This is a genomic window from Rathayibacter sp. VKM Ac-2856 (assembly GCF_013205055.1).
Lineage (GTDB): Bacteria > Actinomycetota > Actinomycetes > Actinomycetales > Microbacteriaceae > Rathayibacter.
Window position 1 is genome coordinate 709,278 of the sequence record NZ_JABMLF010000001.1, and the last position, 17,364, is coordinate 726,641.

Sequence of the window (17,364 nt, forward strand, 5' to 3'; positions counted from 1 at the left end):
CGGTCAGCCCAGGAAGCGGTCGCGCAGCTTGGAGAAGAGCCCCTGCTGGAAGTGCGTGAGCGCGGGCTTCTGCGGCTTGTAGTGCTTGGCGAACTCCTGGACGAGCTCGCGCTCGCGGTGGCCGAGCTTGGTGGGCGTGACCACCTGGATGCCGACGCGGAGGTCGCCGCGGCCGTTGCCGCGCAGCTTCGTGACGCCGCGGCCCTTGATCGTGACGATCTCGGTGCTCTGCGTGCCCGGCTTGACCTCGATCTCGATGTCGCCGTCGAGCGCCGCGAGGGTCGCCGTCGAGCCGAGGATGGCGTCCGTCATCTGCACATCGAGGGTGCAGAGCAGGTCGTCGCCGTTGCGGCTGAAGATGTCGTGGTGCTTGACCTTGATCTCGAGGTAGAGGTCGCCGCTCGGGCCGCCGGCCGGGCCGACCTCGCCGCTGCCGGGCATCTGCAGACGCAGGCCGGTGTCGACGCCCGCGGGGACGTCGACGGGGATGGTGCGGCGCGCACGGACGCGACCCTGGCCCTGGCAGGTGGAGCAGGGGGTCGCGATGACGGTGCCGTAGCCGCGGCAGGTGCCGCAGGGGCTGGCCGTCATGACGTTGCCGAGGAGCGAGCGGACGGTGCGCTGGATCTGGCCAGAGCCGTGGCAGATGTCGCAGGTGACGGGCGAGGTCCCCGGCTGGCAGCACGAGCCCTGGCAGGTCTCACACAGAACGGCCGTGTCGACCTCGAGGTCGCGGTGCGTGCCGAAGATGACCTCGTCGAGCGAGACCTCGACGCGCAGCAGGGCGTCCTGACCGCGCTCGCGGCGCGACCGGGGGCCGCGCGAGGAGCCCTGCGCACCCTGGCCGAAGAAGGTCTCGAAGATGTCGCCGAAGCCGCCGAAGCCCTGTCCGCCGCCACCGGGGAAGCCCTCCTGGGGGCCGCGGTCGTACTGCTGGCGCTGCTGCGAGTCGCTCAGGACGTCGTAGGCGTGGGTGACGAGCTTGAAGCGCTCGGAGGCGTCGGCGCTCGGGTTGACGTCGGGGTGCAGCTCGCGCGCGAGCCGGCGGTACGCCTTCTTGATCTCGTCGGCGGAGGCGTCTCGGTCGACGCCGAGGACTTCGTAGTGATCGGCCACTGGGGGCTTCGTCCTTCGTTCGTGGGTCGGTGCGCCGGGCGCGGCGGACCTGTCGGGAGCCGGAGGTGTCCGGCGAGGGTCTAGGGGTGGTTCACTCCTCGCCGAGGAGGCGGGAGAGGTAGCGGGCGACGGCGCGGACCGCCGCGATGTTGCCGGAGTAGTCCATCCTGATCGGACCGAGGACCCCCAGTCGCGAGACCTGGCCGCCGGCGGTGTTGTAGCCGCTGGTGAGCACGGAGGTCTCCTGCAGGCCGAACGGCGCGTTCTCTCGGCCGATGCGGACCGAGATGCCGCGCGGGTCCGGCGTCATCTCGGCGAAGAGGCGCAGCAGCTCGACCTGCTCCTCGATCGCCTCGAGCACCGGGTAGATGCTGCCGGAGAAGTCCTCCTCCGTGCGCACCAGGTTCGCCGCGCCCGCCATCACGAGGCGGTCCTGTCGATTCGCGCCGACCTGCTCGAGCAGCGTCTGCACGACCGGATCGACGATCGAGCGGCGCTCGGGGCTGAACTGCTCCGTCGCGCTCTGCAGCGTCTCGGCCGCCGCGGCGAGACCGAGGCCGAGGACCGCGGTGTTGAGCTTGGCGCGGATCTCGCCGAGCAGGAGCTCGTCGACGTCCTCCGGAGTCTCGAGCACGCGCTGGTCGACCCGGCCGGTGTCGGTGATGAGGACGGAGAGCAGGCGGCGCGGAGCGAGGGCGACCAGCTCGACGTGGCGGATGCGCGCGGCGCCGAAGGAGGGGTACTGCACGAGGGCGACGCTGTTGGTGAGCTGCGAGAGCAGCCGCACCGTCCGCACGAGCACCTCGTCGAGGTCCGGGCTCTGGCCGAGGAAGGTCTCGATCGCGTGCCGCTGCGCCGCGGTCAGCGGGCGCAGGTCGGTCAGCTGGTCGACGAAGAGGCGGTAGCCCTTGTCGGTGGGGACCCGGCCGGAGGAGGTGTGCGGGGCCGCGATCAGCTCCTCCTCCTCGAGCTGCGCCATCTCGTTGCGGATGGTCGCCGCGGAGACGCCGAACGCGTGGCGCTCGACGATCGACTTGGAGCCCACCGGCTCCCGATTCGCGACGTAGTCCTGCACGATCACGCGCAGGACCTGGAGACCGCGCTCCGTCACCATACGACCGACCTCCCGCCGGACTCCGGGTGCCTCGCGGCACGACCACCTCGGCGCCGCAGCACCGCGCGGAGCTTGGCACTCCGCAAGATTGAGTGCCAATCATAACCGCGCGCGCTGACAGGAGGCGGGGCTCGCCCAGGATCGGCCGACGCGCGCCGCGCTCAGGCCGGGGCTGCACCGTCCGCGCCGCGGTGTCATCGTCCGCGACACGACGGCATTGTCTCTGCCACCATGGACGCCGAGCGCCCGGGGTCGCCCGGCGCACCGATGCCCGAGACGGAGATCATCATGTCGGCCACACCGCCCCCGCCGCCCGCATACGGGACCCCCGCACCGCCGCTGAACCCCGCGGACGAGAAGACCTGGGCGATCGTCACCCACGTCACGGGCATCTTCTTCAGCTTCCTGCCGTCGCTGATCGTCTACCTGGTCTTCAAGGGCCGCGGTCCGTTCCTCGAGGCGCACGCGAAGACCGCGCTGAACTTCCACCTGACGACGCTGATCGCCTACGTCGCGGGGACGATCCTGACCTTCGTGCTCGTCGGCGTCGTGGTCTTCTTCATCGTGCCGATCCTCGTGATCGTCTTCGCGATCATCGCCTCGGTCCGCGCCAGCGCGGGCGAGTACTACACGTACCCGCTCAGCATCCCCTTCTTCAAGTAGGCCGGCGCGGGGCCGTCCCGCCCGAGCGACCAGCCGTCGCAGGCGGCGATCAATGCTGGTCGAGTAGCCGCCGCAGGCGGCGTATCGAGACCCACGTGCGTCGGACGGTGGATCTCGATACGCGCGCTGCGCGCGCTACTCGATCAGCATGGTGCGCTCCACGCTGGTCGAGTAGCCGCCGCAGGCGGCGTATCGAGACCCACGCGGTCGAACGTCGGCGCGTCAGCCGTCCGTCAGCCGGCGGACGACCGCGTCGGCCAGCAGCCGGCCGTGCAGCGTCAGCACGATGCGGCCGCCGAGCGCCGCCCGGCCGTCGACGAGACCGTCGGCGATGAGCCCCGCGACCTCGCGGCGCCGCTCCGGATCGATCGCGTCGATCGGCAGCCCGTCGGCGAGCCGCGAGCGCAGCAGCACGTCCTCGACCTGCCGCGTCGCCGCGTCGAGCGTCTCGCGCCCGGCCGCCGGCGAGACCCCCGAGTGCAGCCGCTCCGCGTACGCCGCCGGGTGCTTCACGTTCCACCAGCGCACTCCGCCCACGTGGCTGTGCGCGCCGGGACCGACGCCCCACCAGTCGTGCCCCAGCCAGTAGGACAGGTTGTGCCGCGACCGGTGCGCGTCGTCGCGCGCCCAGTTGCTCACCTCGTACCAGGAGTAGCCCGCCGCGGCGAGCCGCGCGTCCGCCAGCTCGTACATGTCGGCGGTCAGGTCGTCGTCCGGGGTCGCCACCTCGCCGCGGCGGATCTGCCGCGCGAGCTTCGTGCCGTCCTCGACGATCAGCGCGTACGCCGAGAGGTGATCGGGCCGGGTCGCCAGCGCCGAGTCGAGCGAGCGCTCCCAGTCGGCCAGCGACTCCCCCGGCGTGCCGTAGATCAGATCAAGGCTGACCTGCAGCCCCGCCTCGCGCGCCCACTCGACCACGAGCGGCACGCGCTCCGGATCGTGGGTGCGCTCGAGCGTCGCGAGCACGTGCGGCACCGCCGACTGCATCCCGAAGCTGACCCGGGTGAACCCGGCGTCGGCCAGCTCGCGCAGGTAGGCCGCGTCCACGGAGTCGGGGTTCGCCTCCGTCGTGACCTCGGCGTCGTCGGCGACGCCGAAGTGGCGCCGGAGCCCGCCCAGCATCCGCACCAGATCACCGGCGGGCAGCAGGGTGGGAGTGCCGCCCCCGAAGAACACGGTGGCCGCGGGGCGCCGGGGCAGCCCGGCGCTCTCGAGCACGCCCTCGCCGAGCGCCATCTCGGCGATCGCCTCGTCGGCGTAGTCCTGCTGCATCGCGCCGCGCAGCTCCGTCGCCGTGTAGGTGTTGAAGTCGCAGTAGCCGCACCGCACCCGGCAGAAGGGCACGTGCACGTACAGACCGAGGTCGCGGGTCTCGACGCCGTCGACGACGGAGGCCGGGAGGAGACCGTCGGCCGGTGCCGGATCGGCGAGCGGGAGGGCGCTCCCCACGTCAGCTGACGCGCGCCGGCAGCAGCGCGCGCAGGTACTTCTTGACCTGCCGCTTCTGCACGGCCCGGAGGACGGGGGTGCCGAGGCGGTAGAGGGCGGTGGAGGGACGCGAGAAGACGCGGATGACGAGCCAGACCGAGTCGTCGGCGCGCTTCTCCACCACGAACGACTCCTCGCCGCTCTCCGGGTGGCCCTCGAGGGTGCCGTAGGCGAAGCCGACCTGGTCGGGCTCGTCGACGACGTAGACGACCCGCACGGGAGCGTCGAAGGTCCGGCCGAGCAGGCTGATCTTGAGCACGGCCGTGACACCGGCGGTGATGTAGGGCGTGCCGTCCGCCGCGAACCGCTCCTCCGTGGGGCGGCTGGCGAGGTCGATCGGGGTCCCGGCGGAGTCGAAGTTGACCCCGGTGTACTGCACGCCGCTGCCGGAGGTGATGTCGCAGACGGTGATCCCGCTGCCGCGCTGCACGCCCCAGGTCATCAGCGACGCGGTCGTGATGGCGAAGCGCTCGTCCCCGGAGCCCAGGCGCGCCTCGAAGCGCTCAGCGGTGAAGCCGTCCGGCGGGTACTCGAGCAGGTCCGGCGCGAGCGTGCCGCCGACCGCCGCGTAGGTGACCTGCGGCTGCCCCTCGAAGCTCGAGCGCCGGACGCTCACTTCTTGTCCTTCGTCTCGACGTCACCGCTCAGGGCGGCGATGAACGCCTCCTGCGGGACCTCGACGCGGCCGACCATCTTCATGCGCTTCTTGCCCTCCTTCTGCTTCTCGAGCAGCTTGCGCTTGCGGGTGATGTCACCGCCGTAGCACTTGGCGAGGACGTCCTTGCGCATCGCGCTGATCGACTCGCGCGCGATGATGCGAGCGCCGATCGCCGCCTGGATGGGCACCTCGAACTGCTGGCGCGGGATGAGCTTGCGCAGCCGCCCGGTCATCAGCACGCCGTAGGCGTAGGCCTTGTCGCGGTGGACGATCGCGCTGAACGCGTCGACCTGCTCCCCCTGCAGCAGGATGTCGACCTTCACCAGGTCGGCCTCCTGGTCGCCGGCGGGCTCGTAGTCGAGCGAGGCGTAGCCGGCCGTCTTGGACTTCAGGTTGTCGAAGAAGTCGAAGACGATCTCGCCGAGGGGCATGTGGTAGCGGATCTCGACCCGGTCCTCACCGAGGTACTCCATGCCGATCAGCGTGCCGCGACGGCTCTGGCAGAGCTCCATGATCGTGCCGACGTAGTCCTTCGGCGCGAGGATCGCGGCGCGGACGATCGGCTCGGTGACGCTGGCGATCTTGCCGACGGGGAACTCGCTCGGGTTGGTCACCGTGACAGTGCTCTTGTCGTCGGTGGTGACCTCGTAGATGACGGACGGGGCCGTGGTGATGAGGTCGAGGCCGAACTCGCGGTCGAGCCGCTCGGTGACGATCTCGAGGTGCAGGAGGCCGAGGAAGCCGCAGCGGAAGCCGAAGCCGAGCGCGACGGAGGTCTCGGGCTCGTACACGAGCGCGGCGTCGGAGAGCTTGAGCTTGTCGAGCGCCTCGCGGAGGTCGGGGTAGTCGCTGCCGTCGATCGGGTAGAGACCCGAGAAGACCATCGGCAGCGGCTCGGTGTAGCCGGGCAGCGCCTCGGTGGCGGGCTTGGACGCCGTCGTGACGGTGTCGCCGACCTTGGACTGGCGGACGTCCTTCACACCGGTGATCAGGTAGCCGACCTCGCCGACGCCGAGACCCTTGGTCGACACGGGCTCCGGGCTGGAGACGCCGATCTCGAGGATCTCGTGGGTCGCGCGGGTCGACATCATCTGGATCTTCTCGCGCGGCGAGAGCTGGCCGTCGATCATCCGGACGTAGGTGACGACGCCGCGGTAGGAGTCGTAGACCGAGTCGAAGATCATCGCGCGGGCCGGGGCGTTCTTGTCGCCGACCGGCGCGGGGACCAGCTCGGTGACGCGGTCGAGCAGCGCCTCGACGCCGACGCCGGTCTTGCCGGAGACGCGGAGCACGTCGGCCGGGTCGCCGCCGATGAGGCTCGCGAGCTCGGCCGCGTACTTCTCGGGGTCGGCCGCGGGGAGGTCGATCTTGTTGAGGACGGGGATGATCGCGAGGTCGTTCTCGAGGGCGAGGTAGAGGTTCGCGAGGGTCTGCGCCTCGATGCCCTGAGCGGCGTCGACCAGCAGGATCGCGCCCTCGCACGCGGCGAGCGAGCGGCTGACCTCGTAGGAGAAGTCGACGTGGCCGGGGGTGTCGATCATGTTGAGCGCGAAGGTCTGCCCGTCGCGCTCCCACGGCATCCGCACGGCCTGCGACTTGATCGTGATGCCGCGCTCGCGCTCGATGTCCATCCGATCGAGGTACTGCGCGCGCATCGCGCGGTCCTCGACCACGCCGGTGATGCCGAGCATGCGATCGGCGAGGGTGGACTTGCCGTGATCGATGTGGGCGATGATGCAGAAGTTGCGGATGGACGCCGGATCGGTCGCGGCGGGCTCGAGCCCGAGGTGTGCACGTGGAGACATCGTGCGTCCAGTGTCCCACGGCCGGGGTCCGGCGGCGGGCGAGGGGCCGGGACCGACCGGATGCGGTGCATAACATCGGCTGTTCCGCGGTCTCATAGCCCCTCGGCGACGGGATCGCCTCTCGGCTGATGTTCTGCAGCCGCCGCGCCTAGAGGTCCAGACCGTAGGTGCGCGTCGGCTCGATCCCGGGCGGATTCTCGCGGTCACCCAGCCGGACGAAGCCCATGCTCTCGTAGAGGGCGTGCGCCGCGCGCATCTCGGTCCCGCTGTTCATCACGACCCGCTGGAGGCCGCGCTCGACGGCGAGCATCACGACGAACTCGGTGAGCAGGCGTCCGAGGCCGCGGCCCCGCGCCTCCGGGGCGACGGCGAGCAGCCGCCAGTCGAGCTCGCCGGGGCGCCCGAGGGAATAGAGGCTGCGGCCCGGCGCGGCGGTCGTGACGGTCGCGAGGATCGTCCCCTCCGCCTCCGCGACCCAGACCTCGCCCTCGGTGTCGTGCCGGGCGACGTCGGCGACGTCCGCCGCGTACTCCTCCCCCAGCTCGTAGTCGTGGGCGTAGGCGGCGAGGCGCAGGCGCGAGACCGCGGCATACTCCTCCGGGCGCACCCGGCGGACCAGGACGTCCTCGGTGCTCACGCGGGCACCGCCGTCGCGGGGGCCGGCAGTGCGCGCAGCCCGTGCTCGAGAGCGGCCGGGTCGGCGGCGAGGCAGACGCGGATCCAACCCTCGCCGGTGCGGCCGAAGGCGCTGCCGGGTGCGACCGCCACGAGGGTCTCGAGCAGGAAGGACTCCGCCCAGGACGCGACGTCGCCGTCGCTCGCGTGCGAGACGTCGATCCAGAGGTAGAAGGCGCCCTCCGGCTCGCGGAAGCGGATGCCGCGCTCGTCGAGCAGCGCCGTCGCGAGCCGCAGGTTGGCGAGGTAGTGCGCGGAGGCGTCCTCGACCGCGTCCTGCGGGCCGGTCAGCGCCGCGAGGGCCGCGCGCTGGTCGGGCGTCGCGACGCAGCTGATCGTCGCCTCCTGCACGGTGACCATCGTCGACGTCAGGCCGGGCGGGGTCACCAGGTAGCCGACGCGCACGCCGGTCATCGCGTAGGTCTTCGAGAGCGAGAAGACGCTGAAGACGCGGTCGTCGTCGTGGCCGGCCTCCTGCGCGAGCGCGGCGAGGCTCACGTGCGGGCGGCCGTAGGTGAAGCGCTCGTAGACCTCGTCGCTGATGATCCAGAGGTCGTGGCGGCGGGCGAAGTCGAGCAGCCGCTCGAGCATCGGACGCGGTAGGACGATGCCGAGCGGGTTCGAGGGGCTGTTGACGATGATCACGCGGGTGCGGTCGGTGACGATCCGCTCGAGCTCGTCGAGATCGGGCAGGAAGGCGTTCTCAGCGCGCAGCGTGTAGGGCACGGGGACGGCGCCGATCATCCGGGCGTTCATCGTGAAGGTGGTGTAGCCGGGGTCGGGCAGGAGCACCTCGTCGCCCGGGCCGAGCGTCAGCGTCATCGCCTGGTGCAGCGCCTGCGTCGCGCCGACCGTGACCCATACCTGCTCGACGTCGGCGTGGACGCCGTTGTCGCGGGCGAGCTTGGCGACGATCGCGCGACGGAGCTCCATCAGGCCGCCGTTGGGTCCGTAGCCGGTGTCGTCCGCGGCCCACGCGGCCCGGGCCGCCTCGATGATGTGCGGAGCGACGGGGACGTCGGGCTCCCCCACCGCGAGCAGCGTCACGCCCTCCAGACGGAGGGCGATCTCGAACAGCCGGCGGATGCCCGAGGGCGGAACGGCGGGGATGTGATCGGCGAGTCGGGGCATCGCTGGTCAGGCTACTGGCGGCTCCCTCCCGCGAGATGCCACTTGCGCACGCCTCGCGCGGCGTGTCGCGTGCACAGGTGGCATCTCGCGGGAGAGGGCGTGCGGGCGGAGCGGCGCGGTTGAAGGGTGGCGGCGGGTGCGCTAAAGTTCCTTGTTGGCTTGCGCTCCACCATTGGCGTGTGTGGAGTGATTCAGAAGCCGGCGACCTCCAGTCGCACCCGGATGGCGTTCCACGCCACCGGAAGGGGCACTCCGTCGAGTAGCCGGCTGCACACACATCCGAGAAGAAGGTAATAGACGTGGCAAACATCAAGTCGCAGATCAAGCGCAACCTCACCAACAAGAAGGCCAACGAGCGCAACAAGGCGGTCAAGAGCGAGCTGAAGACCGCCGTCCGCGCGGTGCACACCGCCATCGCCGCCGGCGACTCCGAGAAGGCCGCCACCGCGCTCGCCTTCGCCGCCAAGAAGCTCGACAAGGCCTCGAGCAAGGGCGTCATCCACAAGAACCAGGCCGCGAACCGCAAGTCGGCCATCGCGAAGCAGGTCGCCGCGCTGTAAAGCTGCGTCTCGCACCGACGACGAAGGGTCCGGCCTCTGGCCGGGCCCTTCGTCGTTGGTGCTCGCCGTCGACGGGCTCCTCGTTCCTCGTCGCCCGTCGCTCAGTCGGCCTCTCGAGATGGGCGCGCGGGTGGAGCGGGTCGCGCTCCGGCTACGACGATTCGCTGGCACGCGAATCGCCGGTGAGCCTGCGCCCGACTCGACGGGCTCCTCGTTCCTCGTCGCCCGTCGCGCAGTCGGCCTCTCGAGACGGGCGCGCGGGTGGAGCGGGTCGCGCTCCGGCTACGACGATTCGCTGACACGCGAATCGCCGGTGAGCCTGCGGGAAGGCAGCTGGTACGACTCCTCGAGGTCCTGGCGTCGGGCGCATTTCGCCTTCGCGGGACTTTCTTGCTGGTCGAGTAGGCCCGCAGGGGCGTATCGAGACCCCGCGGGCGGACATCCGGTAGCCTCGCGCTGACGGGCGGCTCCCGCGTGAGCCGGCGCGCGATCGGGGGATCATGACGACGACGGGCACGACGCAGACGACGACGACGCAGACGACGACACCGAGGAGTCAGACCAGGGCGGTCCTGCTCGGGGCGCTCGGCATGATCGTCGTGCCGCTCGCGATCGTGGTGGGGACGAACTCCTGGACCGCGCCGGACGCGGCGGACTGGGTGCGGATGGCCCTCGGCTCGGTGATCGCAGCGCTGGTCTCGGTCGTCGCGGCCTGGTGGCTCGCGTTCGACCGCCGTCGCGCGGGCGCTCCCGGCCGCACCTGGTTCTGGGGCGTCGCCTGCCTGTTCACGCTCAGCGCCGTCTCGACGATCTCCTCCGCCGCGGATCGACTGACCAGCCTGATCGAGGCGGGCTGAGGGTGCCCGCGGAGAACGGCGCCGTCGCCGCACCACCGTCCGCTCGACCGCAGTCGGCGGGCCGCGGTGCGCGGGTCGCCTTCTGGTGGATCGCCTGCCTCGGACTCCCCGCCGCGCTCTTCTCGTGGTGCTGGTACGGCTTCGCGTTGCTCGAGGCGCAGTCGGAGCAGGGCAAGGCCCTGGCTGCGGGGACCACGATGGCGGGCTTCGGCGAGACCGTCGGTGGTGTCCCGGTCGCCCTCGCGCACTTGGCGGGGCTGATCCTGCTCCTCGTGACGGCGCGGAAGGGCTATCCCGGCGCCGCGATCGCCATGGCCGTGGTCGCGCTGATCGTGGCCTCCGCGATCGGGCTCGCCGCCGCGCAGCTCGCCTTCGGCTGGGCTGTCTTCCACTTCGACTCGGAGAACCGGCAGACGTACGTGCCCTGACCGGTCGGCGCAGGTGCTGGGCGCGTGGATCTCGATACGCCCGCTGCGCGGGCTGCTCGATCAGCATGGTCGGGGCAAACCCGTCCGGCCGCTCGACGACCGCATCCTGCGCCTGCACGCTGGTCGAGTAGCCCCGCAGGGGCGTATCGAGACCCACCCGCCGGAGATGCGCCGCGCGTCAGAGACCGCGCGCCGAGATGACGGACACCATGCGCTCGAGCGCGAACACCGGGTCCCGAGTCGCTCCCTTCACGTTCGCGTCCGCCTCCGCGACCGTCATGATCGCGGTGCCCAGCCCCTCGCCGGTCCACCCGGCCAGGTCGCGGCGAGCGCGGTCCACCTGCCAGGGCGCGAGCCCCAGCCGGGACGCGACCTGCCCCGAGCCCTCGCGGGACCCCGCGACCTTCGCCATCGTCCGCAGCTTGCTCGCGAACGCCGCCACGATCGGCACCGGATCCGCGCCGGAGGCGAGCGCGTGCCGCAGACCGAGCAGCGCCTCCCCGTGCCGCCCCGCGATGGCGGCGTCGGCGACGGTGAACGCCGTGGTCTCGACGCGGCCGCCGTAGTACTTCGCGACCGTCGCCTCGGTGATGTCCCCCGTCACGTCGGAGACGAGCTGCTGGCAGGCCGACGCGAGCTCGTCGAGGTCGTCGGAGAACGCGGACACCAGCGCCCGGACGGCACCGGTCGTCGCCGTGCGGCCGGCGGTGCGGAACTCGGCGACGGCGAAGTCGACCTTGTCGCTCTCGCGCTTGAGCTCCGCGCAGACGATCTCGATGCCGCCTCCGGTGCCGGAGCGGATCGCGTCGAGCAGCTTCTTGCCGCGGTTGCCGCCGCCGTGCCGGAGCACGACCGTCGCGCCGTCGGCCGGCTGGGCGAGGTACTCGATCATCTCGACGAGGAACGCGTCGGAGCACTTCTCGACGTTGGAGACGCGCAGCAGCCGGGGCTCGTCGAACAGGGACGGACTCGCCAGCGTCAGCAGCTCGCCCGGCGCGTAGCCGCCGGCGTCGATGTCGTTGACCTCGAGACTCGGGTCCTCGGCGCGCAGGAACTCGCGGAGGAACCGCAGCGCCCGGTCGGCGAGGAACTGCTCTGGCCCTGTGATCAGGACGATCGGAGCGGGTCGCGTCTGGTTCCACGCGAGCTGCGGGATCGCCGCTTTCGAGGGCGTCGCCTTGCCGCGCGCCGGGGCTCTGCCTGCCATGCCGTCGTCCTTCCGTGACCCTCGATTCTACGAGCCGGAGCCGCGCGCTCGAGGAGCGAGGAGGGGAGGTGCGATCACGGCGGGCCGCTGCGTCTCCCCCGCTCCGAGGACTTCCGGCGGTACCGGTGGGAATCCCGGAAGGCGAGGAGCCCCGTTCCGATCAGCACGACCCCGGAGAGAGCGATCCACCACGGCGGCTGATACGGCACCGCGGCCAGGAACATGAGGACAGCCGCGTGGGCGAACGCGACCAGTGAGGGCGAGACGCCCGGTTCGTCCCTGCGCATCATGCCGACCCTCCTCTCGGTGCTGCTTCGACTCGACATCCAAGCAGCCGCCTGCGTCTCGAGCCGATCCGCGACGCCACGACGGCGGCACCGTCGCGAGATGCGCCGCCATCGCCTCGACGCTGGAGGAGCCGTCCTGCTCACCCGACGCGGTCACCGGCGCGGCCGCCCCGGTCGACCAGACCGCGACGCCCTCGGGGCGCGAGGAGAGCAGCACCGTCCCCTCGAGGTCCGTGCGCAGCGCGTGCGTGCCGCGCTCGGCCAGCAGGGCGAGCAGCGACGGAGTCGGATGGCCGTAGGTGTTGTCGGCGCCGACCGAGACGAGGCCGACGCGGGCGCCCAGTTCGTCGTAGAGGGCGGGCGCCTGGTCGCCGGAGCCGTGGTGCGCCACCTTGACGACGTCGACGCGACCGGGGTGCAGGCGTGCGAGCCGGCCCTGCTCCTCCGCCCCGAGGTCGCCGAGCATGGCCAGGGAGAGCGGGCCACCGGTCGCGTCCGCGGCGATGTCGATCCGCAGGGTCACGCTGGCCTCGTTCCCGCGGAGGGCGGTCCCCCGCTCCGACCAGACGACCTGCCAGCGCAGCGAGCCGACCGCACCGGCGTCCCCGCGCGCCGCCTCGCGCACCGCGGCACCGCCCGCCACCAGGTCGGCGCGATCGCGGGTGTCGCCCTCGTCCGCCACCGGTCCGACGAGCGCCTCGTCCACGCGGCCGACGACCGCGGCGAGTCCGCCGACATGGTCGAGGTCGTAGTGGGTGAGCAGGAGGAGCGCGAGCCGGTCGATGCCGAGCAGATCGAGGCACGCGTCCAGCCGCTCGGGCAGCGGCCCGGTGTCGACGAGGACCACCCCCGCGTCCCCGCGGACCAGCACCGCGTCGCCCTGCCCGATGTCGCACATCGCGACCCGCCAGTCCGACGGGACGGCGGCGGAGCGCAGGAGCGGCGTCGCCACTCCCGACGCCGCCCCGACCACGAGCACCCCCGCCAGCACCGTCGCCGCGACCCGCCGGAGCGGTGCGAGCCGGCGCGCGCGGGTGACCAGCAGCAGGGCGAGCACGGTCAGGACCGTGAGTGCCAGCATCCCGCCCAGACCCGGAAGCCAGGCGATCCGCGGCACCGGCCAGGTCGCGACGGCGCGGGCGATCGAGGCGATCCACCAGGTCGGCACGGCGGCGAGCCGGATCACGACGTCCGCACCGCCCGGCCACCACGGCGCGAGCAGGCAGCCGATGAGGCCCAGGCCGGTCGCCGCCGGGGCGGCCGGCTCGGCGAGCAGATTGGCCAGCACCCCGTAGACCGGGATCGACGGATCGATGAGCAGGACGGCGGGCTGGCAGGCCAGCTGCGCGGCCAGCGGCACAGCGATGAGCAGCGCGAGCGGGCGCGGCAGCGCATCCCCCAGGCGTCGCGCGATCGGCTCCGCGGCGAGCAGCAGCCCGCCCGTCGCCAGCACGGACAGCACGAAGCCGAGTCGCCCCGCGATCGCCGGATCGAGCAGCACCAGCAGCACGACGCTCGCCAGCAGCGCCGGGAGCGCAGCACCCGAGCGCCGCCCCAGCCGCGCCAGCAGCACGACGCTCGCCATGACCGCCGCGCGGACGACGCTCGGCTCGGGAGTGACCAGCACGACGAACGCCGCGAGCACGGCCAGGGCCGACACCGTGCGGACGCGCAGGCCCGCGCCCAGCAGCGCGGCGACGAGCCAGCCCGCTGCGACCACGACCGCGCAGTTCGCTCCGGAGACCGCGGTCAGGTGGGTGAGCGAGGCGGTCCGCATGTCGTCCTCGAGGTCCGACGGCAGGGCGGAGGTGTCCCCGGTCGCGAGGCCCGGCAGGAGACCGGCCCCGTCTCCCCCGAGCACCGCCGTCCTGGCGAGGAAGCCTGACCGCAGGACTTCCGCGATCGCCGCGACTCCTCCCGGCGGCCGCCGCTCGAGCACGGCGGACGCGGTCAGCAGGGTGCTCTCGCCGACGGAGTCCGGCTCCTCGGCACGCGCGCGCAGCAGCGCCTCGGAGCCGACCGGCAGCCGGCCTCCCGGCTCGGCGAGGAACACCCGCACCGGTGCCGACATCGACCGATCGCCGAGCCGCAGCGCCGTTCCGTCGAACCACACGCCGCCCGCGGCGAGCGGACGAGCGGACGTGTCGATCCGGACGAGCACCGCCTCCGCCGTCCGCGACTCCGCCGCCGCCCGGAGCTCCGGCGGGTGGCGCGCGGGCGCCGCCACCGCGACGGCGCTGACGGCGAGCGCCGCTCCCCCGAGCGCGACCGCGAGCACGGCCAGCCCGGAGGCCGCACGGCGCCGGCGGAGCAGGAGCAGACCCGCGACGGCGACGAGCGCGGCGGACCAGGCGAGCGCGCAGAGCAGAGCGCCGTCAGCGAGGACCGCGCCGACCGGCAGCAGCCCCGACGCGGCCGCAGCCGCCCACGCCGACAGCGCGACCGGGAGCAGCCGCAGATCGTGCGCGCGGATCACGGGGCCACCTGCTCGCGGAACGCCTCGAGGGTCTTCTCGCCGACGCCGGGCACCTCCAGCAGTTGGTCGACGGAGGTGAACGGGCCGTGCTCCTCCCGGTAGGCGACGATCTTCGCCGCGGTGGCCGGACCGATCTCGGGCAGCTCCTCCAGTTGCGCGGCCGTCGCCGTGCTGAGACTGACCACGCCGCCGACCGCAGCCGGACCCGAGCCGACCGGCGCGACCGCCGCTCCCTGCTCCGGTACGAGGATCTGCTCGCCGTCCACGAGCCGACGTGCGAGGTTGACGGCCGCCCTCTCGGCCGGCTCCGTGAAGCCGCCCGCTGCGGCGAGCGCGTCGGCGACCCGGGCGCCCGGATCGAGCAGGTAGAGACCGGGCGCGGCGACGGCTCCGGCGACGTGGACGTAGAGGGTCCCGCCGGCAGAGCCGCTCGGCAGCGGCGTCCCGGTGCCGCCGGCCGACCGCGGTGGCACGGACCCGTCGACCGAGGCCGCCGGAGCACCGGCGGGCTCGAGGACCTCCGTCCGGCCGCCCGCCCTCACCCCGGCGAGGAGCACCGCGACGACCGCGGCTCCGATCACCAGCACCACCGCCGCGCCGACGCCGATCCGCCAGCGCGAGCGCTCCCGCCGCGGACGGCGCAGCAGACCGGCGGGGTCGTCGTCCTGGGTCGCCTGCTGCATCCGACGACGCTAGGTCGGGGCGGCTCGACCGGTGAGCGCCGATCGCCGAACGGTGGACGGCCCGCCGATCCCCGCCCTGGGGAGGACGCCCGCCCTAGAGCAGCCGCAGCCGCCCGACGATCCTGTCGACGCGGTTCCTCGGCCCGATCAGTCCCACCGCCAGGTACTCGACGAGCTCCGGCTCGGTCGAGTCGAGCACCTCGCGGTACTCGTCGTACACGCGGGTCTCCTGCGCGGCCGCCGGCATGTCGGCGACGAACGTCCCCTCGTGCGCGTCGGCCTTCGTTCGGATGATCCGGAGCGTCGCCGCATCGGCCGCGAGGACGGTGCATCCCGCCCACGGCAGTCCCGGGTGCTCGGAGCCCGAGGCGTCGTGTGCTGCGGGGCCGAGCAGCCCCGGCACCTGCGCGCCGGTCGCCGCCGCGACGCAGACGGCGGCGTTCACCGCGCGTCCGATCGGCAGCGCCTCGTCGACCACGACCACCCACTTCAACCGGGCGGATCGGGTCGCCGCCGCCGTGTCGATCTCGTCCTCGGCGTATCCCGCGAATCCCGTGCTCATCGTCGTTCCTCCTCTGGTCGGTCCTCCCGACCGGCGGCAGTCACGATAGGCGGATGCGCGAACTCCGTGCACGATATCCGTATGAACAACCAGCAGAACCGTGATCCGGTGGTCCTCGACGCCGTCGACATCGCGATCCTGCGCCTGCTGCAGTCGGATGCGCGGATGTCCAACCGCGACGTCGCGACCGCGGTCGGCGTCTCCCCCACCACCTCGCTCGATCGGATGCGGCGCCTGCGCACCCGAGGCGTCATCCGCGGCACGACCCTCGACGTCGACCTCGCCGCGATCGGGCGCGGCGTCCAGGCCCTGATCGCCGTGCGCATCCGACCGCCGTCCCGCGAGGTGATCGAGTCCTTCCGCGACTGGGTGAGCGGCCTCGAGCAGACCCTCGGCGTCTTCGTCACCGCCGGCAACGAGGACTTCATCATCCACGTCGCCGTCCGCGACAACGACGACCTCTACGCCTTCGTCATCGACCGCCTCACCCAGCGCCGCGAGGTCGCCGACGTCCGCACCTCCGTCGTCTACCAGCACATCCGCAACGGCTCGGTGCCACCCGCCTGAGTCAGCGCGTCGGAGTCCCCTCCGCTCCCACGACAGCAGGGTCAACGACGGTTCTTCGTTCCCGCCCCCGCGGCAGCGGTGCGCAGCATCAGCACCATCGTGGCGAACGCGACGGCGCCGACCAGCGCCGGCAGGTGGGTCAGGACCCCGAGTGTGACCGGCGCGGCTCCCCAGGACACGCTGATCGCGAGCGCTGCGACGATGAACGCCGACAGATCGACTCCGAGGTGCCGCGTCTGCCGCGCTGCGACCGAGGCGAGCAGCGCGGTCGCGACGACCGCGTACGCCGCCACGATGATCGCCGCCGTGTCGAGAGCGCGGAGTGCGGTGAACGCCGCGTCGAGCAGGATCATCGCGATCAGGAGCGAGGCGACGATGCGGCGCGAGGAGAGGTAGAAGGCCGGCATGAGCACTCCCAGGGTCAGAGGAGGAACGAGACGGCATCGACGTCGTTGAGCATCAGTGCCGGCAGGACAGGAGAGACAGCACTCTTACACGTATGGTGACGGTGCACCCGGGCCTGACGTCCGGCATCGGTCGGCCCGACGTCCTGGCGTCGTCCGCCCGGGCACCCTGCGGATCACGGCAGACCACACCGCCGGGGACAGCGAGTCGGGTCGGGAACGCCGAAGGGGCCCCTCCGCAGTGGAGGAGCCCCTTCGAGGAGGTCCGGCGCTCGAGGCGGCCTAGGCCGGCTTCGTCACCAGGTTGACCAGGCGCGGCGCCCGGACGACGGCCGTGACGACCTCGCGGCCCTGCAGCGCCCGCGCGACACCGGTGGCCGCGCGCGCCTTCTACTCGAGCTCGTCCGAGGAGATCTTCGGCGAGACCTCGATCCGGTCGCGGACCTTGCCGACGACCTGCGACAGCAGCAACAGCTAGGCAACCCTGCCCACCTCAAGCCCGAAAACCACCCATGTCACGCGGCGTTGGATAATCCCTCAAACGAAAGGGGGCGTGACAGTTGGGCGGTCGTGCACGGGGTGGACGGGATCGGCGGCGATGCGCTCGTGAGCATAGGTGCGATGGGCGGTGATAGCAGGAGCGGCTGACTAGCGTGTAGCGTCCCAGCCATAGGTCGCGAGGA

At 72.3% G+C, this 17,364-nt stretch carries 17 protein-coding genes; 5 read left to right on the top strand and 12 right to left on the bottom strand.

Annotated elements, in window-relative coordinates; all coding sequences use genetic code 11:
- Window positions 1-3: 3 nt before the first annotated feature.
- Window positions 4-1,116, bottom strand: a complete 1,113-nt coding sequence (gene dnaJ / locus HQQ82_RS03325) for a molecular chaperone DnaJ (RefSeq protein WP_173231643.1) — start codon at window positions 1,114-1,116, stop codon at window positions 4-6.
- Window positions 1,117-1,207: 91 nt separating this feature from the next.
- Window positions 1,208-2,230 (bottom strand): heat-inducible transcriptional repressor HrcA, encoded by a 1,023-nt coding sequence (gene hrcA, locus HQQ82_RS03330; RefSeq protein ID WP_173231644.1) that lies wholly within the window; start codon window positions 2,228-2,230, stop codon window positions 1,208-1,210.
- Between the two features lie 288 nt (window positions 2,231-2,518).
- Between hrcA and HQQ82_RS03335 the strand changes: the two genes are divergently transcribed.
- The gene (locus tag HQQ82_RS03335; RefSeq protein WP_173231645.1) at window positions 2,519-2,893 is read left to right on the top strand and encodes a DUF4870 domain-containing protein; all 375 of its coding nucleotides are present in this window, start codon (window positions 2,519-2,521) and stop codon (window positions 2,891-2,893) included.
- 222 nt (window positions 2,894-3,115) lie between these two features.
- On the opposite strand, the gene hemW is transcribed toward HQQ82_RS03335, so the two are convergent.
- The 5 genes from hemW to HQQ82_RS03360 all read right to left on the bottom strand — a co-directional run bounded on the left by hemW (window position 3,116) and on the right by HQQ82_RS03360 (window position 8,650).
- On the bottom strand, window positions 3,116-4,342 hold the full coding sequence (gene hemW, locus HQQ82_RS03340) for a radical SAM family heme chaperone HemW (RefSeq protein ID WP_173231646.1): 1,227 nt from the start codon (window positions 4,340-4,342) through the stop codon (window positions 3,116-3,118).
- Between the two features lies 1 nt (window position 4,343).
- Entirely contained in the window at window positions 4,344-4,997 is a 654-nt protein-coding gene (locus HQQ82_RS03345) for a DUF1990 domain-containing protein (protein WP_173231647.1), read from the bottom strand.
- On the bottom strand, window positions 4,994-6,844 hold the full coding sequence (gene lepA, locus HQQ82_RS03350; RefSeq protein ID WP_123445615.1) for a translation elongation factor 4: 1,851 nt from the start codon (window positions 6,842-6,844) through the stop codon (window positions 4,994-4,996). Before lepA ends, HQQ82_RS03345 begins: the two co-directional genes overlap by 4 nt.
- Before the next feature lie 148 nt (window positions 6,845-6,992).
- A complete protein-coding gene (locus HQQ82_RS03355; RefSeq protein ID WP_173231648.1) occupies window positions 6,993-7,481 on the bottom strand; it encodes a GNAT family N-acetyltransferase in 489 nt (162 codons plus the stop codon).
- A complete protein-coding gene (locus HQQ82_RS03360; RefSeq protein ID WP_173231649.1) occupies window positions 7,478-8,650 on the bottom strand; it encodes a pyridoxal phosphate-dependent aminotransferase in 1,173 nt (390 codons plus the stop codon). Before HQQ82_RS03360 ends, HQQ82_RS03355 begins: the two co-directional genes overlap by 4 nt.
- A 299-nt stretch (window positions 8,651-8,949) precedes the next feature.
- Between HQQ82_RS03360 and rpsT the strand changes: the two genes are divergently transcribed.
- The 3 genes from rpsT (at window position 8,950) to HQQ82_RS03375 (ending at window position 10,495) form a co-directional block, all read left to right on the top strand.
- Window positions 8,950-9,210, top strand: a complete 261-nt coding sequence (gene rpsT / locus HQQ82_RS03365) for a 30S ribosomal protein S20 (RefSeq protein ID WP_085475572.1) — start codon at window positions 8,950-8,952, stop codon at window positions 9,208-9,210.
- A gap of 500 nt (window positions 9,211-9,710) precedes the next feature.
- Window positions 9,711-10,067 carry a hypothetical protein gene (locus HQQ82_RS03370; RefSeq protein ID WP_173231650.1) on the top strand — a complete coding sequence of 119 codons (357 nt, stop codon included), beginning with the start codon at window positions 9,711-9,713 and terminating at the stop codon, window positions 10,065-10,067.
- A 2-nt stretch (window positions 10,068-10,069) separates the two neighbouring features.
- The gene (locus HQQ82_RS03375; RefSeq protein WP_216848164.1) at window positions 10,070-10,495 is read left to right on the top strand and encodes a hypothetical protein; all 426 of its coding nucleotides are present in this window, start codon (window positions 10,070-10,072) and stop codon (window positions 10,493-10,495) included.
- A gap of 178 nt (window positions 10,496-10,673) precedes the next feature.
- Here HQQ82_RS03375 and holA read toward each other — a convergent pair whose 3' ends face one another.
- The 4 genes from holA to HQQ82_RS03395 all read right to left on the bottom strand — a co-directional run bounded on the left by holA (window position 10,674) and on the right by HQQ82_RS03395 (window position 15,710).
- Window positions 10,674-11,702 (bottom strand): DNA polymerase III subunit delta, encoded by a 1,029-nt coding sequence (gene holA / locus HQQ82_RS03380; RefSeq protein WP_173231651.1) that lies wholly within the window; start codon window positions 11,700-11,702, stop codon window positions 10,674-10,676.
- Window positions 11,703-11,729: 27 nt separating this feature from the next.
- Window positions 11,730-14,465: a ComEC/Rec2 family competence protein gene (locus tag HQQ82_RS03385; RefSeq protein ID WP_173231652.1), complete on the bottom strand. Its 2,736-nt coding sequence runs from the start codon at window positions 14,463-14,465 to the stop codon at window positions 11,730-11,732.
- Window positions 14,462-15,148 carry a ComEA family DNA-binding protein gene (locus HQQ82_RS03390; protein WP_173231653.1) on the bottom strand — a complete coding sequence of 229 codons (687 nt, stop codon included), beginning with the start codon at window positions 15,146-15,148 and terminating at the stop codon, window positions 14,462-14,464. Before HQQ82_RS03390 ends, HQQ82_RS03385 begins: the two co-directional genes overlap by 4 nt.
- Window positions 15,149-15,242: 94 nt before the next feature.
- On the bottom strand, window positions 15,243-15,710 hold the full coding sequence (locus tag HQQ82_RS03395; RefSeq protein WP_173231654.1) for a DUF2000 domain-containing protein: 468 nt from the start codon (window positions 15,708-15,710) through the stop codon (window positions 15,243-15,245).
- 81 nt (window positions 15,711-15,791) lie between these two features.
- On the opposite strand from HQQ82_RS03395, the gene HQQ82_RS03400 reads away from it, so the two are divergent.
- Entirely contained in the window at window positions 15,792-16,277 is a 486-nt protein-coding gene (locus HQQ82_RS03400) for an Lrp/AsnC family transcriptional regulator (RefSeq protein ID WP_173231655.1), read from the top strand.
- 41 nt (window positions 16,278-16,318) lie between these two features.
- Here HQQ82_RS03400 and HQQ82_RS03405 read toward each other — a convergent pair whose 3' ends face one another.
- Window positions 16,319-16,684 (bottom strand): hypothetical protein, encoded by a 366-nt coding sequence (locus tag HQQ82_RS03405; protein ID WP_173231656.1) that lies wholly within the window; start codon window positions 16,682-16,684, stop codon window positions 16,319-16,321.
- Window positions 16,685-17,364 lie beyond the last annotated feature (680 nt).